This is a genomic window from Marivirga aurantiaca (assembly GCF_016679925.1).
In the GTDB taxonomy this organism is placed as follows: domain Bacteria; phylum Bacteroidota; class Bacteroidia; order Cytophagales; family Cyclobacteriaceae; genus Marivirga; species Marivirga aurantiaca.
This window is the reverse complement of sequence record NZ_JAEQBW010000006.1, coordinates 244,036-258,417: the sequence shown is the minus strand read 5'-3', so window position 1 is coordinate 258,417 and position 14,382 is coordinate 244,036. Positions and strand designations below refer to the sequence as shown.

Here is a 14,382-nt window from a genome sequence, read left to right as displayed (position 1 = left end):
CAATAGATTTTGCAATTATATACCTTGAATTAGAATTATATTCCACAACCTCTGAGCCTGTCACAATTAATCCGCCTTTTTTTTCATCGTTTTGATTAGGGTCATAAAGGATTTGAGATTCATGTCCGTCTCCTAAAAAATATATCCATTACCAAGGTCTTCTGTTACCGCTGTATGGTCAAATACACAAGAACTAAATAAAAAGCAAAGAAGAATCACAATCATTAAGTGTTTCATATCTGGTTTGGCTTATATTGTTGCCAACAATCAGATATGTGCACCCCACGTTTATTTCCTTTATATCCACTCCTATAGCCATTTTTAAACGCTTACAACCATTTATAAACGACTGCATCATGTTAACCAACTCTCCAAAAATTTTTCAGGCGATTGGTTGAATCGAATAAGGGTGCAGAGCTAAGATAGATTATTTTATTTACTCTCCACTCAAATAATAATACTATTTATTGAAAAATATGCATTAAACACCCATCTTAGGAAACCTGAATTCGGGTTCAGCCTGTGCCGACCACATCAATGCTGGTGCCGGTTTTCATTAATTCCCTGCGATCAATAATATTCCAATTAACATAAAGACTATCCAGCCGGGATGTTTTCCTTTAGTTCCAATGAGTACCAGGAAAGAAGAAGCAAACATGGTGTAGGTAGTTGCATTGATTAAAAAATCCAGAATTTCAGAATCCAAGCTGTTCCGTTCCAGGGAGATTTTCACAAGAAATGCTCCAATACACCATCCAAAAAATGAAGCCAGATGCCATGTTGCCCATATAATCCGCAGATGCCGTTCTTTTAATCCTACACTCCCTTTTGTGGGCACCAATTTTCCTGTTTTTCTTTTTTCTTTGAAAATCAGGTACTCACCAATTAGGGAATGAGCAAGTCCCAACAGAAAACAAAGTATACCCGCCAATAGAAAATATGTATTCATCATTATGATTCGAAGTCCTTTTTAAAGTGGTATCCTATCCTACTGAAAAGAAATTAGCAGTTCTTAATTCAACTTTAACAAGAGTCATCACAATAAAAACTTCAAGAAGAACATAGGCCCAACCTAAATAGGTGATTGTGTTGAAATGATAAAATGCTAATCCCAGGGATATAAAACAATAGGATACATTTATATAAGCAATACCTTTCAGGAATAAGCCGATATTTTTATTTGCTCTGGTAAAGCAGTAAAAATCATAGACTGCAAATAAACAAGGCAGAAGGGCCAGAAAGTAGAGTGTTGGGATAGGAATCCCGAATATACTTTGGAATTTAACTAAGACCACCCCCAACAAAAATGCTGATAATATCGCACCGAAACTGTCTATTAAAAAAAGCTTTTTAGGGTTCCTGTAAATTTTGTCCAATAATTGCTGAAACATGTGTCTTTCTTTTGTTGTAATTCACATCACAGGAGATTGTACAACAGTTTGTTGACTGTGATTAGGCTCCTCATGAAAAATGAATTTTACATTATAAAACTGGATCTCCTTGTTTTTATGAGTGTTTATAAAATCTAAATCTAAGTATAAAACCTCAAAAACAGGAATTTCATTTAATATTGAGGTTTAACTCAATTTTCAAGTATTCTTAGACCAAATTTTATTCTTTATCTTTTTGCTTGATCAAAAAGATACAAAAAATCAAGACAAAAAGATGCTTCCACGCTGCAATCCAACTCGCTCCCCGCCTTTTTGCCGGCCTGCCCGCTCTATACGAGCAAATTTTATTTGGTTTTCTGACATGGTAGTATTTATCAAGAGTACTCCACACAAAAACACCTTTCAACCAAGTTAAACACAAATTTCAAACATTTGTCTATTTATTTGGCGAAACCTTCCACTATTCCTAAGCCAAATAGCGCAAAATCATATTTCACAGGATCACTGGCATCCATTTTCCTTAAAGCTGCTGTTAATTCCTCAGCAGTTTGCCAGTCGGTTTGCTTTCTTTGAATTAAACCCAATTTACGCGCCACCCTGTCCACATGCAAATCGCAGGGGCAAATCAACTGACTGGTTTTGATATTCTGCCAAATACCAAAATCTACACCATTTCCATCTTTTCTTACCATCCACCGAAGAAACATGTTCAATCTTTTGCAAGCTGATTTTCTTTCAGGAGTGGCAATATGCTTTCTAGTCCTTTGAGGAGCGATTTCAGATTGAAAAAAAGAATGGTGAAATGCTGTTAAACTCTCTTTAATAAAATTTTCCGACTGAGGATGAGGCTGTAAAAAAGCATTCTCCAGGCTGTCATTCAGAGTATAAAATTCTTTAAAGAATTGGATAAAATATAAAGTATCTGTCGCATTAAAAGTCCTGTGTTTAAAGTTCAGAAATAACTTTAAATCATTATCTGTATGATTTAATATAAAATCATGCGGGGCATTATCCATCATCTCAAACAGCGCTTTGCACTTATTAATGATAGTAATTCGCTGTCCCCAGGCAAGTATAGCTGCCCAAAAACCGGCAATTTCAATATCCTGCTTTTTAGTAAATGAATGAGGAATGCTTACCGGGTCATCCTTAATAAATTCAGGTTGGTTATAAAGCAAATATTTCTCATCCAATAAATCCTTGATGGAATCAAAAGAAGGCATTAATCTTTCAGGGGTAAGTAGCTGATCTCAACAGGGAATTTATAATCGACTCCTCCCAGCTTTTCAAATGCTTTCTTGGAGATGCGTATAATTACTTTGTCATCTACTCCTGTATTGGGTAGTTTTCCCAACACACGCACAAAAACGATTTGATCGTTCAGGTCGTTACGCACCTGCATGATGGTGCCAATTTTGGCTGTTCTGTGAAGGGCAAGGTACTTCTCTGTGCCATCAGAACCTGCAATAACTTCTGCTATGCCAATTTCCTTTACCTTCTCAATTTTCGGCACATCCTCAGCTTCTACTGTAAAATAAGCCTTGGTATCTTGTTTTTGTACATTTTCAGCAATCACAGGATTATCGGCTATCATTTGCTCATCCCCATTAGGTTCAGAAGCATTATTTTCTTCAATTTCTGTTGTATCCTTATTTCCCGACACAAATGCCATGGAATCCGGATTGCTGATGTACAATTTTTGTCCCACGCTCAACTGGTAATTTTTCATATTGTTCCATTTCCGCAGGTCCTCCATATTTACATCATATTTGTCGGACAGGCTAAAGATAGTTTCCCCTGAAACCACCACATGCACATTCTCCTGATCTTCGGAAATTTCTTCCTTTTCCGGTGCTGGCGACTTCTCCTTAGCTATTTCCGGCCCCACTATTTTGACTACTTCACCTCCTTTAAAGGGATCTTTAAAAGTATTCCATTTCTTAAGATCGGAAGCTTTAAGTCCATACATATTTGCAATTGACTTATAGCTGTCATCTGCTTTTGCAATATGAAAAGTTTGAACACTCAACTGCTGAGAATTTTTATTTTGCTCAACTGCTTCCTCTTGGGCCAACTGTTTCCCTCCTTTAATAATCAACCTTTGCCCCACAGCAATGTTAGCATCCTTTAAGCGGTTCCAGGCCATGATATCTTTTTGTGCTACATCATATTTTTTGGAAATACTGTAAATAGTCTCCCCAAAATCCACTGTATGCTCTATAGTGTTTTTAGTAGTATCTTCTTTCTTACTTTTCACATTTGCTACCGGAACCTGTTCTTGATCTCCTCCCGGCTTCATTACCCAAATCTCCCTGCCAATAGACAGGTCATTGGTTTCCATTTCATTCCATTCTTTAAGTTGATCAGTAGTTACATTGTATTTTCTCGAAAGTGAGTACAGCGTTTCACCGGCTACTACTTTATGCTTAGTAGGTTCGGATTTATCTTTTTTTGAGCTGGTGTTTCTGAGCGGGGCCTTGAATTCCTCCGGCTTATATGGCACTCTTAAAATTCTGCCGATCTGATCAATGTTGAGTCCATCTTTTTCAGATTCATTGGCATTGGTGATTTCAGTTACACTTACATGGTAGCGCCTGGCTATGGAATAAAGTGTTTCTTTGGCTTCTACTTTATGAAGAATATATTTTTTGCCATCAATTGTTTTGATGCCCAAAGAATCAATTGCAGCCTTTGTCTGCAATGAGGCCACTAAAAGGAATAGAAAAAGTAAATATTTCAAATTTTGAATCATATCAATTATTGTCAACGGGAAAAGCTTTACAAAAATGCGTATTTACTTACTCTTTGTAAAATCAAACACTAAAAGATTTCGAATTCATTTTAGGTGTTCCAACATTCTCATTCATCTGAATGCTGATGAAGAAACGAATCTAAAGCCAGATCAATTATATTTGTCAACCAATAAAATTACGTTTAAACAAAAAATAACATAGAATTTAAAAGTAATACTTTTGTAGCTTAAAGCTTATTCTGCTAAATTGAAAATCATTATAAAGTATATGAGAAAATTACTCCTTATCATTTGCGTTTTAATCTCTCTTCAGATTTCTGCTCAGACAGTACCGGATTCTATAGATGGTGGTGTCTTTATCATGGAAATAAAAGATCAGATTGATGCCCGTACCAAAAGATATGTTGAACTGGCATTGGCAGAGGCTAAAGCCAGAAACAGCAGCCATGTCATCATTGAGATGAACACTTATGGCGGTGCTTTGTATGATGCGGATGAAATCAGGTCAGCACTCCTTGATCTTGAAATTCCGGTCTATGTTTTTATTGATAACAATGCTGCATCGGCAGGTGCTTTGATTTCAATAGCATGTGACAGCATTTATATGGCTCCCGGATCAAGCATTGGTGCTGCTACAGTAGTAAACCAGACAGGGGAAGCTGCACCGGACAAGTACCAATCGTATATGCGCTCCATTATGCGGGCAACCGCAGAAGCCAGAGGCAGGGATCCTAAAATAGCGGAAGCCATGGTAGATGAAAAGCTTATAGTAGAAGGCATATCAGAAGCAGGGGAAGTTATCACCTTTTCCACTTCAGAAGCTATCAAATACGATTATTGTGAAGGAGAATTCATTTCTCTGGCTATGCTCTTAGACCATCTTTCGTTAGATCAAAAACCGGTTCACTATTATGAACCCGGAGTTGTTGAAGATATCATCTCATTTTTTATCAATCCTTTTATTAGTGGAATCCTGATATTGATCATTATCGGTGGTTTGTATTTTGAATTACAAACACCGGGAGTTGGTTTTCCTATTATGGCATCTGTAGTGGCCCTTATTTTGTATTTAGTACCCTACTACCTAAACGGTTTGGCTGAAAACTGGGAAATACTGGTTTTTATTATTGGTTTAATCTTAATTGCCCTGGAAATTTTCGTGATACCGGGATTTGGTGTCTTTGGCATTTCAGGTCTTATTTTAACAATTGGATCCCTGGTTTTGATTATGCTGAACAACAATGTATTCGATTTTCAATTTGTACCAGGCGAAAACATTACAAGGGCTTTGCTCACGACCCTGGCCGGGCTTTTCGGAAGCATGATTCTCATGTTCTTTGGAGGAGTTCGACTCACCAACACTAAATTTTTTAAGCGGGTAGCTTTGCAAGGAGTGCAGAGTAAGGAGTCCGGCTACTCCTCAAGATTTATAGTAGCCGGACTTATGGCAAAAACCGGCACTGTATATTCAGTACTTCGGCCAAGTGGAAAAGTGGAGATTGATGGAGAGTTGTATGATGCCTATACAAGAGGTGAATATTTAGAGCCGGGGACAGAAATTATAGTGATAGAAGAAAGTGGAACTAGTTTGAAAGTGAAAAAATTAGAATAATAGCGATATGGATATAATAGGCATCATCCCCTCCAGGTATGGCTCAACAAGGTTTCCAGGCAAACCATTGGTGGACATAGCTGGGAAAAGCATGATTCAGCGGGTAATTGAACAATGCAAATCTGCCGGAGTTCTCAAGAAAGTAATAGTTGCTACCGATGACCAAAGAATTTTTGATCATGTCAAGAAACTGGGGCATGAAGTTTACATGACCTCCCCCAACCATACAAGTGGTACTGAAAGGTGCTATGAAGCCTTACAACTGGATGGAGGACATTACGATTTCGTTATTAATATCCAGGGAGATGAGCCTTTTATTGCTCCGGAACAAATACAGCTTTTAACCTCCACTTTCAACAGGAATACTGAAATAGCTACCCTTATTAAAAGGATTGAAAGCATAGAAGAACTGGAAAACCCTAATATAGTGAAAGCCCTAAAAACAGATACCGGGCTTGCTTTATATTTCTCCCGTTCGTCCATTCCGCACATGAGGAATATTCCTTTGGAGGACTGGATGAAAAGCCACCAGCACTACAAACATATCGGAATATATGGTTACAGAATAGATGCATTAGGTAAAATTGTCACTTTAGCACCCACTCCACTTGAAATGGCTGAATCACTTGAGCAATTGCGCTGGATTGAGAATGGTTACAGAATTAGAACAGCAACTACAAATATAGAAACTATTGGTATTGATACACCTGAAGATTTGGAAAGGGCTCTAAAAGAAATGAAAGTATAATGGAAAAGGAAATTAAAGGATATCCTTATATCCAATTTGAACATCAACATCTATCAGAGCAGGAAATGCTTTCTCAAAGCAATACTTATTATCGTCAATTGGACAAGAGAAGGTCTGTTCGGGAATATTCTGACAAAGCAGTACCTAGGGAAGTGATAGAAAATATTGTAAAAACTGCATCGAGTGCCCCTTCAGGAGCTCACAAACAGCCATGGACTTTTTGTGTGGTATCCAATAAAGCAACTAAAAAGGAGATTAGGGCTGCGGCTGAAAAAGAAGAGCAAGAAAGCTATAGCGGCAGGATGAGTGAAAGATGGCTGAAAGACCTTCAACCTTTGGGCACAGATTGGAGAAAACCTTTTCTAGAAACAGCACCTTACCTTATCATTGTATTTAAAAAGGTGTATGAAGAAGAAGATGGCGAGAAATCAAACAATTATTACGTCAATGAATCGGTGGGGATTGCCTGCGGTTTTTTGATTTCAGCCATACATCAGGCCGGTCTGGTTACTTTAACCCACACTCCGAGTCCGATGAACTTTTTAACAGAAATATTAGGACGCCCAAAAAACGAAAGGCCTTTCTTATTACTACCTGTAGGATACCCTGCTGAAGAAACTTTTGTTCCTAAAATTGAAAGAAAAAGCCTGGATGAGGTAGCTGTATTTTATGAATGAAAATTAACCTCATTATACTTTTCATTTGTAAAGGAAAAATAGCCATTTTCTAAATTTTATGGATTTTATCCATTTGTGGAGACGAAGGCATGAGATCAGGCCACAGGTCGGCATCGGGCTTGGCTTGAAAGCTAATCATCTCAATTCGAATGTAAATTCAAACTAGAACTTTTCTGAAAATTTGTGCGATTGTTGAACAGGATAGTGACATAATGTCGCTCCTCTGGAGCTTTGGTTCGACTTTAATTATTAGCTATTATGATCAGGCTCCTCCGGAGCTGTGGTGAATGCTTTGCACAATATGCCTTAAATATATAAATCTCAGAACTCCCGATTTGACCTTAAAAATTTGATAAAAAGCGCATTTGATCGCAAACTTGAATTGTCGCAAAAAACTGTTATAGCATGCCCTAAAAGGAGATCAAGTAAACCATAGCGATGGAAAATATCGTTTACTGCTTATATAAATCTGGGAGATATCCCATTTGAGAAGGTTATAAGTGGATTACCTTGAAGCATTTTAATAAGGTCAGGAGTTCTGAATCTGAATTTCAGGTTTCTTTTATTTGAACAATGTGTGGTAATTTGAGCTGTGAAATTGTTTACACTTAGTCATAGTCTCATGCTGATTTGCCCCAGGGGGGTAAAATCCTAATAGAAATGCCAGCAGGTATACAACAAAGCTCCGTTAGGAGTGAAATAAAAAGTGCTTTCTCTAAATCTTATTGAAGGTTTTTTTTGATTGGATAGTTTACCGTTTTGCTCTAATGCGATATTTACTAAGCGCCTTTTATGCATTTGAAGATACAAACACAGGGGAGAAAGACGAGCTCAATGTCGTTAAGTTAAGCTTTAAACTAAAACCTCAACCTTTTATCCTTCTCCAAAGGGAGAAGGAGGTTTGTCTTAACTTAACGACATTGAAGGCGAGCTTCCAAATGCTCTCTCAAGCATATCCCCATGTCTCCCACATCGGGAGTTTATTCGGTTTGGAAACTTTCAGGTATTTATCGAGAGTAGCCTAATTGTCGGAATCAGAACTAAACACAACTATTGTTTCATCTCCGGATATTTTTTGGATATGACAACAGTCTTTTCCAATGATCATTTTGGTGGAAATTATTTCCTTTCCATTTTTTTCACCAACAAACTCCACTTCTGTCCCCTCAAAATCAACTTTGCTCATTTCATTGTCCGTTGCCACAGGATAGTAGCCATTTTCTTGCTGATAATCGTCTTGCTCCTGAAGGTTAATAATTTCACCATCTATTACAGAATAATATTTATCAAATTTGACAGGCTCCCCTGCCTCATTGACAATCTGAACATCTACAGTAGCAAAAACCATCGTACACATGATATCAGGATCACAAGGATTCTCTGTTTTCGCATCGGAAGATTTTTTATCCTGACAAGTGGCTGCCAATGAAATAAAGCTAAGTAATATCAATAATTTCCTCATAATTCATCTATTATTATTTCTTCTTCTCCTTGTATAAGCTTAATATGACAGCAGTCTTTTCCAATAATCATAGGATGCTCTATTACATTTTCGCCATCCATTTTACCTACAAAAACCACATTAGTACCCTCAAAATCAATTAAATCTTCATTTGCATCGGTGGCAACAGGATAAATTCCTTTTTCAATTTGAAAATCACTTCTATCCAATTCAATTTTAGTTCTGGAATCTATAAAAGTATAAAATTCATCTAAAACTACAGCTTCACCATCAGAATCTTTGATATTCACACTAATTGAAATGAACACATCGGAACAGACAATGCTTTCTGCACAGTTATCTTCCTCCTCTTCTTTACAAGAGACTAAAAATATTAACGGGATTAAGAAAAATATCCAGGTTTTCATATTCACTTAACGATGACGACTTTCCAATATTTTAACTACATCCTGCAGCTTAAATCCTTTCGCCTGAAGTAAGATAAGATAATGAAACAATAAATCTGCGGATTCATTCAGAAACAAATCATAATCATTATCTTTGGCCTCTATCACTACTTCAATGGCTTCCTCCCCTACTTTTTGGGCAATTTTATTAATTCCCTTATCAAATAAGCTCTTTACGTAAGATTTTTCATCTCCACCATTCTTCCGGCTTTCAATTACCCTTTCCAATTGAGCAATAAAACCAATGCTTTCATTTTTCTCATTCCAGCAGGTATCTGCTCCGGTATGGCAAGTGGGCCCCTCCGGCTTTGCTTTGATCAAGATGGCATCCTGATCGCAATCAAAAGCAATGTTTCTCACATGCAAATAATTCCCGGAGCTCTCCCCTTTCGTCCACAACCTGTTTTTGCTCCGGCTAAAAAATGTTACTTTATCAATTTCATACGTCTGTTTTAAAGCGGCTTCGTTCATATAGCCCAACATTAAAACTTTCCCTGTTGTTTCATCTTGTATGATAGCAGGTAAAAGTCCATTTTCACCTTTTGAAAAATTAGGTATCTCCATTGTTAATTTAGATTTACGATTTGTAGAATTATGAGTTCAGATAAGTAGACTTTTAAATCCTGATGGCAATGTTTTTTTCTTTCAGGTAAGCTTTTAAATCAGGTATGCCTATTTCCTTAAAGTGGAATATACTAGCTGCTAATGCTGCATCGGATTTCCCTGTGGTAAAGGTATCAAAAAAATGCTCCATATTACCCGCCCCACCGGAAGCAATGATGGGCACATTCACTAAAGAGGAAATTCTGGCCAATAGCTCATCGGCAAAGCCAGATTTGGTACCATCATGGTCCATGGAAGTCAATAAAATTTCCCCGGCACCCAAAGCCACTACCTCTTGCACCCAATCCTCCGTTTCAATTGTAGTGGGAACAGAGCCTCCATGAGTATGCACAAGGTTTCTACCGTTTACCAGACGACTATCAATAGCTACTACAATGCATTGGGAACCAAACTCATCAGCCATTTCTTTAATGATCTGAGGATTTCGTACTGCCGCAGAATTAATGGAAACTTTATCCGCTCCTGCAGCCAATAATACTGATACATCCTCCACTGTACTAATGCCTCCACCCACCGTGAATGGAATGTTAATGGCTTCTGCAACCTGACCTACCAATTCAGCTAAAGTTTTTCGCTTTTCATTGGTAGCCGTGATATCCAAAAAAACCAGCTCGTCTGCCCCTTGTTCTGCATATAATTTAGCTAATTCAACCGGATCGCCCGCATCACGGAGTTCCAGAAAATTAACACCTTTTACAGTACGGCCATTCTTAATATCCAGGCAAGGAATTATTCTTTTCGTAAGCATATTATTTTAAAAATCTTTCTAATTCGTTCAATTCTATCCTCTTTTCATAAATGGCTTTCCCCACTATGGCTCCATAAATGTTCATTTCATCTAATAAATCTAAATCATTCATACTACTGACACCTCCACTTGCTATCAGCTTAATTTGAGGAAACCTCTCTATAATTTCAGCATACAATTCATTAGAAGTTCCCTGAAGCACCCCATCTTTGGAAACATCAGTGCAAACTACATGTGTAATTCCTTTATTGAGATAGTGCTCCAGGAAATCAAAAATGTGCCAGTCTGCACTTTCCTGCCAGCCATGGATCGCTATATTCCTACCCTTAACATCTGCGCCTAAAATGATTTTCTCTCCTCCAAATTCCTGTATCCATTCAGTAAATAACGCTTCATTTTTAACTGCTACACTTCCTCCGGTAATCTGCTTTGCTCCTGCTTTAAATACTGCAGCAAGGTCCTCAGTACTTTGCACTCCTCCGCCAAAATCAACTTCCAAAGCAGTATTCTCAGCTATTGATCGTAAAACCGGTAAATTAATCACCTTTTTGGCTTTTGCACCATCCAAATCCACCAGGTGCAGGCGTTTAAGTCCGGCCGCCTCAAATTCTTTAGCAACGGCCAATGGATTGCTGTTGTACTCGGTTTTCTGATTGTAGTCACCTTTTGTTAAGCGAACGCATTTTCCGTCTATGATGTCTATTGCAGGTATTATATACATAGTTTTAAATATTGAATAAAAAGTTCTTTAAAAATTGCTCTCCGACATCCGCACTTTTTTCAGGGTGCGGCTGAATGGCGTAGAAATTATCCTTTTTCAACACCGCACTAAAGGGTAACATATAATCTGTTTGTGATAGTGTTTGTGCCGAAACTGTGGCATAATAGCTGTGCACGAAATAAAAATAAGCCGGAAATTGAATGTCTTTAAAAATAGGGTCAGCAGATTCGCTTAAGGTATTCCATCCCATATGAGGCACTTTCAGGTGATCAGGAAACTTCTTCACCTGGCTATTAAATACACCAAGGCAAGGAGTATCTCCTTCCTCGGAATGCTCACATAATAGTTGCAGGCCTAAGCAAATGCCCAGGAAAGGATTCGTGATGGATTTAATCACTTGGTCTAATCCTCTGCTTTTCAAATAACGCATGGCAGATTTCGCCTCTCCCTGACCGGGAAAAATCACCTTATCAGCAGCTAAAATTTCCTCCGGATTGTCTGTTAAAGTGCCTTCAAGGCCCAAACGTTTTAAGGCAAGCAATACTGATTTTATATTACCTGCATTGTATTTTATAATTGCTACTTTCATATATGTTATAAATTAGTTAACACCCCGATATGACCGGAGCAGGGCTATACTTATGCAACAGGTTCGTGAGACACGAACCTGGGCTGGCAGGATCTGTGAAGCAAAGACCAGAGTATTGTAAAATTATCATTTTACTTTACTAACAGGCTGCTCTTTCAGTCTGTCTTCAATAATTTGCTCAATTAAAGGCAGTGAACTATACAATTCTTCGTAATTTTCAATAATAAAGTATTTCGTTTGAAATGAATCTTTTTTATAGCTGCTGTCGATGATGGCCTCTATGTCGTAAGCCAAATGTTCAGGCTCATTACTTAATGAGAACTTCGTCTCTCCCGGAGAAGAAATAATTCCGGCTCCGTATATTTTGAGTTCTCCATTCTCACGAATTAAACCAAACTCAATAGTAAACCAGTAAATTCTACTTAAAAGATGAATTGCCCAGGGGTTGTCCAGGTACTTCAGACCGATTTTTGCCAGACCTTGAAGGAAATCTACGAAAGGCTGGTTTGCCAGTAAGGGAATATGACCAAATACATCATGGAACATATCCGGTTCCTCCAGGTAATCCAATTGCTCACGTGTACGTAACCAGGTGGTGGCAGGGAAAATCCTGTTACTCAGCAGCTCAAAGAATTTATCATCATCCACTATTCCCGGAACTGCTGTAACTTGCCAGCCGGTTAATTCTTTCAGATACTTATTTGTTTCCTCAAAATTGGGGATGGCTTCCGGAGTGAATTTAATTTTAGCTGCTCCCTGAGAAAATTCCTTAGTGGCAGAAAGATCAATATTTTTAAACTGTCTGTTAAAAAGGATTCCCCATACTTCCTGATCTTCCGGTGTGTAATTTTCGTAAACCTGATTCATCTTTTCTAAAGTGTTTTATTTAATTTTTTGTTTAAAAAAAGGCATAATCTTTCGGATTTGATCTTCGTTTCTGATTTCCTACAGATTATAAATAAAAAAAGCCCGACTCATAAGAATCGGGCTGTGTGGTATATTAAATTTCTTTAATTTCTATAGTTAATGCATAACCATACCATTACCGATTCCTGTCAGGAATAGATGATAGTAATAATAATGGTTATGAGTCGTCTTCATTGGATGCAAATATAGTTTCTTTTTTTGAATTGCAAAATTAATGCTTATTAAACATAGTTGTTCAACATCACTGGCATTACCAATAAAAGGATATCTTCGTTCTCATCCATATCAGATGGGAATAATAAACCTGCCTTGTTAGGAGCCGACATATCAATGCTGACTTCTTTACTGTCCAGATTGTTCAACATCTCTACCAAAAACTTAGCATTGAAACCAATTTCGATATCTTCTCCCTGGTGGTCGCAAGCTAAAATTTCATTGGCTTCATTAGAGAAATCTAAATCTTCCGCAAATATTTGTAGTTCACTACCGGCAATTTTTAACCTTACCTGGTGAGTGGTTTTATTGGCGTAAATGCTGATCCTCTTCAGGGAAGACATGAATTCCTGCCTATTAATAGTCATTTTGATATTGCTTTCTGCAGGGATCACGTTTTCATAATCAGGGAAACGCTCATCTACCAATCGGCAAATCATTTTAATCTGGTTGAATTTAAAATATGCGTTGGACATATTGAACTCAACAGTCACATTTACATTCTCAGCAGGTAAACAGTTTTTCAATAAAGACAATGCTTTTCTTGGAATGATGATTCCAGTACCAGCATCTGAGGCAATATCCACTCTTCTGTAACGGATCAGACGATTACCATCAGTTGCTACAAAAGTGGTGTTGGTTTCATCAAATTTCACATAAACCCCACCCATTGCCGGTCGTAATTCATCGTTACTGGTGGCATAAATAGTGTGATTGATAGCTGTTGACAATACATCAGCTGAAATATCCACAGTGTCAGGGTTTTCTACTTCCTGTACTTTTGGGAAATCAGTGGCATTTTCACCGGCTAATTTATAACGGCCATTGTCTGAGCTGATTTCAATACTATAAGTTTCCACATCGATAGAAATAGTAATAGGCTGCTCCGGTAAATTTTTAAGGGTGTCCATTAAGATACGGGCAGGTACTGCAATATTACCATTCTCAGAAGATTCCACATCGATTTCCGTGATCATGGAAGTCTGCAAATCAGAGGCAGTGATAGTCAAAAGACCATCTTGAATTTCAAACAGAAAGTTCTCCAAAATTGGCACCACAGGATTGGTGGTTATAACACCGTTTATGGCTGAAATTTGTTTGAGCAGTGCGGATGAGGATACTATAAATTTCATTTCTTAATTTAGTTTATCTGTTGGCTCTGTGATAAGGTCCACAGAATTCTCTTTAGGTATAGATTAAATTTGTACTAACAAAGTTAAAAATAAATTCGCAAATCTATACTTTATCCTACATTTAGCAAATAATAAATATAAGTTAGTAGCATTTTGTCGCTGTAGAGCTAAAAAATACAGTTGAGGTAAAAAATTTATTGGGTTTTTAACTCAAATGAGAAGGGATTTCTCTTTACATAGGACAATCAATAATTTCCATAATGTATTCTTAGGAACCTAAATTAGATTTTCTTAAATTCTTGCAATATTAAAAAACCTCGCTAATTGGAGGTTTCGCTT

At 37.5% G+C, this 14,382-nt stretch carries 14 protein-coding genes; 3 read left to right on the top strand and 11 right to left on the bottom strand.

Translation table 11 applies throughout. The features are described 5' to 3' along the window. Window positions 1-556: 556 nt before the first annotated feature. From JKA74_RS14395 to JKA74_RS14385, 3 genes are all read right to left on the bottom strand, one after another. Window positions 557-952, bottom strand: coding sequence for a hypothetical protein (locus JKA74_RS14395; protein WP_201431909.1), 396 nt, complete (start codon window positions 950-952; stop codon window positions 557-559). 879 nt (window positions 953-1,831) lie between these two features. Next, window positions 1,832-2,614 carry a TIGR02757 family protein gene (locus tag JKA74_RS14390; protein ID WP_201431908.1) on the bottom strand — a complete coding sequence of 261 codons (783 nt, stop codon included), beginning with the start codon at window positions 2,612-2,614 and terminating at the stop codon, window positions 1,832-1,834. Then, on the bottom strand, window positions 2,614-4,131 hold the full coding sequence (locus JKA74_RS14385; protein WP_201431907.1) for a LysM peptidoglycan-binding domain-containing protein: 1,518 nt from the start codon (window positions 4,129-4,131) through the stop codon (window positions 2,614-2,616). Before JKA74_RS14385 ends, JKA74_RS14390 begins: the two co-directional genes overlap by 1 nt. A 280-nt stretch (window positions 4,132-4,411) precedes the next feature. On the opposite strand from JKA74_RS14385, the gene JKA74_RS14380 reads away from it, so the two are divergent. Genes JKA74_RS14380 through JKA74_RS14370 form a run of 3 tightly spaced genes read left to right on the top strand, consistent with a single transcriptional unit; the run spans window position 4,412 to window position 7,180 of the window. Further along, window positions 4,412-5,755 (top strand): NfeD family protein, encoded by a 1,344-nt coding sequence (locus tag JKA74_RS14380; RefSeq protein ID WP_201431906.1) that lies wholly within the window; start codon window positions 4,412-4,414, stop codon window positions 5,753-5,755. A 7-nt stretch (window positions 5,756-5,762) separates the two neighbouring features. After that, window positions 5,763-6,503, top strand: a complete 741-nt coding sequence (gene kdsB, locus JKA74_RS14375) for a 3-deoxy-manno-octulosonate cytidylyltransferase (protein WP_201431905.1) — start codon at window positions 5,763-5,765, stop codon at window positions 6,501-6,503. Then, on the top strand, window positions 6,503-7,180 hold the full coding sequence (locus JKA74_RS14370) for a nitroreductase family protein (RefSeq protein ID WP_201431904.1): 678 nt from the start codon (window positions 6,503-6,505) through the stop codon (window positions 7,178-7,180). Before kdsB ends, JKA74_RS14370 begins: the two co-directional genes overlap by 1 nt. A 1,021-nt stretch (window positions 7,181-8,201) precedes the next feature. Here the strand turns inward: JKA74_RS14370 and JKA74_RS14365 are convergent. The 8 genes from JKA74_RS14365 to dnaN form a co-directional block, all read right to left on the bottom strand. After that, on the bottom strand, window positions 8,202-8,642 hold the full coding sequence (locus JKA74_RS14365; protein WP_201431903.1) for a hypothetical protein: 441 nt from the start codon (window positions 8,640-8,642) through the stop codon (window positions 8,202-8,204). Further along, window positions 8,639-9,049, bottom strand: coding sequence for a hypothetical protein (locus JKA74_RS14360; protein WP_201431902.1), 411 nt, complete (start codon window positions 9,047-9,049; stop codon window positions 8,639-8,641). The genes JKA74_RS14365 and JKA74_RS14360 overlap by 4 nt, the downstream gene beginning before the upstream one ends. 6 nt (window positions 9,050-9,055) lie before the next feature. Further along, the gene (gene hisIE / locus JKA74_RS14355; RefSeq protein ID WP_201431901.1) at window positions 9,056-9,652 is read right to left on the bottom strand and encodes a bifunctional phosphoribosyl-AMP cyclohydrolase/phosphoribosyl-ATP diphosphatase HisIE; all 597 of its coding nucleotides are present in this window, start codon (window positions 9,650-9,652) and stop codon (window positions 9,056-9,058) included. A gap of 52 nt (window positions 9,653-9,704) precedes the next feature. Then, entirely contained in the window at window positions 9,705-10,460 is a 756-nt protein-coding gene (hisF, locus tag JKA74_RS14350) for an imidazole glycerol phosphate synthase subunit HisF (protein ID WP_201431900.1), read from the bottom strand. Between the two features lies 1 nt (window position 10,461). Continuing rightward, on the bottom strand, window positions 10,462-11,181 hold the full coding sequence (gene hisA, locus JKA74_RS14345; RefSeq protein WP_201431899.1) for a 1-(5-phosphoribosyl)-5-[(5-phosphoribosylamino)methylideneamino]imidazole-4-carboxamide isomerase: 720 nt from the start codon (window positions 11,179-11,181) through the stop codon (window positions 10,462-10,464). Between the two features lie 4 nt (window positions 11,182-11,185). Beyond that, complete coding sequence (gene hisH / locus JKA74_RS14340; protein WP_201431898.1) at window positions 11,186-11,770, bottom strand: imidazole glycerol phosphate synthase subunit HisH; 585 nt, start codon at window positions 11,768-11,770, stop codon at window positions 11,186-11,188. 126 nt (window positions 11,771-11,896) lie between these two features. Continuing rightward, on the bottom strand, window positions 11,897-12,637 hold the full coding sequence (locus JKA74_RS14335) for a phenylalanine 4-monooxygenase (protein WP_201431897.1): 741 nt from the start codon (window positions 12,635-12,637) through the stop codon (window positions 11,897-11,899). Between the two features lie 281 nt (window positions 12,638-12,918). Then, the gene (dnaN, locus tag JKA74_RS14330) at window positions 12,919-14,043 is read right to left on the bottom strand and encodes a DNA polymerase III subunit beta (RefSeq protein ID WP_201431896.1); all 1,125 of its coding nucleotides are present in this window, start codon (window positions 14,041-14,043) and stop codon (window positions 12,919-12,921) included. Window positions 14,044-14,382 lie beyond the last annotated feature (339 nt).

Coding starts and splice junctions, on each gene's coding strand:
- hisA (WP_201431899.1), bottom strand. CDS start 11,181: ATGTATATAATACCTGCAATAGACATCATAGACGGAAAATGCGTTCGC.
- JKA74_RS14395 (WP_201431909.1), bottom strand. CDS start 952: ATGATGAATACATATTTTCTATTGGCGGGTATACTTTGTTTTCTGTTG.
- hisIE (WP_201431901.1), bottom strand. CDS start 9,652: ATGGAGATACCTAATTTTTCAAAAGGTGAAAATGGACTTTTACCTGCT.
- JKA74_RS14335 (WP_201431897.1), bottom strand. CDS start 12,637: ATGAATCAGGTTTACGAAAATTACACACCGGAAGATCAGGAAGTATGG.
- JKA74_RS14365 (WP_201431903.1), bottom strand. CDS start 8,642: ATGAGGAAATTATTGATATTACTTAGCTTTATTTCATTGGCAGCCACT.
- hisH (WP_201431898.1), bottom strand. CDS start 11,770: ATGAAAGTAGCAATTATAAAATACAATGCAGGTAATATAAAATCAGTA.
- JKA74_RS14370 (WP_201431904.1), top strand. CDS start 6,503: ATGGAAAAGGAAATTAAAGGATATCCTTATATCCAATTTGAACATCAA.
- hisF (WP_201431900.1), bottom strand. CDS start 10,460: ATGCTTACGAAAAGAATAATTCCTTGCCTGGATATTAAGAATGGCCGT.
- dnaN (WP_201431896.1), bottom strand. CDS start 14,043: ATGAAATTTATAGTATCCTCATCCGCACTGCTCAAACAAATTTCAGCC.
- JKA74_RS14380 (WP_201431906.1), top strand. CDS start 4,412: ATGAGAAAATTACTCCTTATCATTTGCGTTTTAATCTCTCTTCAGATT.
- JKA74_RS14390 (WP_201431908.1), bottom strand. CDS start 2,614: ATGCCTTCTTTTGATTCCATCAAGGATTTATTGGATGAGAAATATTTG.
- kdsB (WP_201431905.1), top strand. CDS start 5,763: ATGGATATAATAGGCATCATCCCCTCCAGGTATGGCTCAACAAGGTTT.
- JKA74_RS14360 (WP_201431902.1), bottom strand. CDS start 9,049: ATGAAAACCTGGATATTTTTCTTAATCCCGTTAATATTTTTAGTCTCT.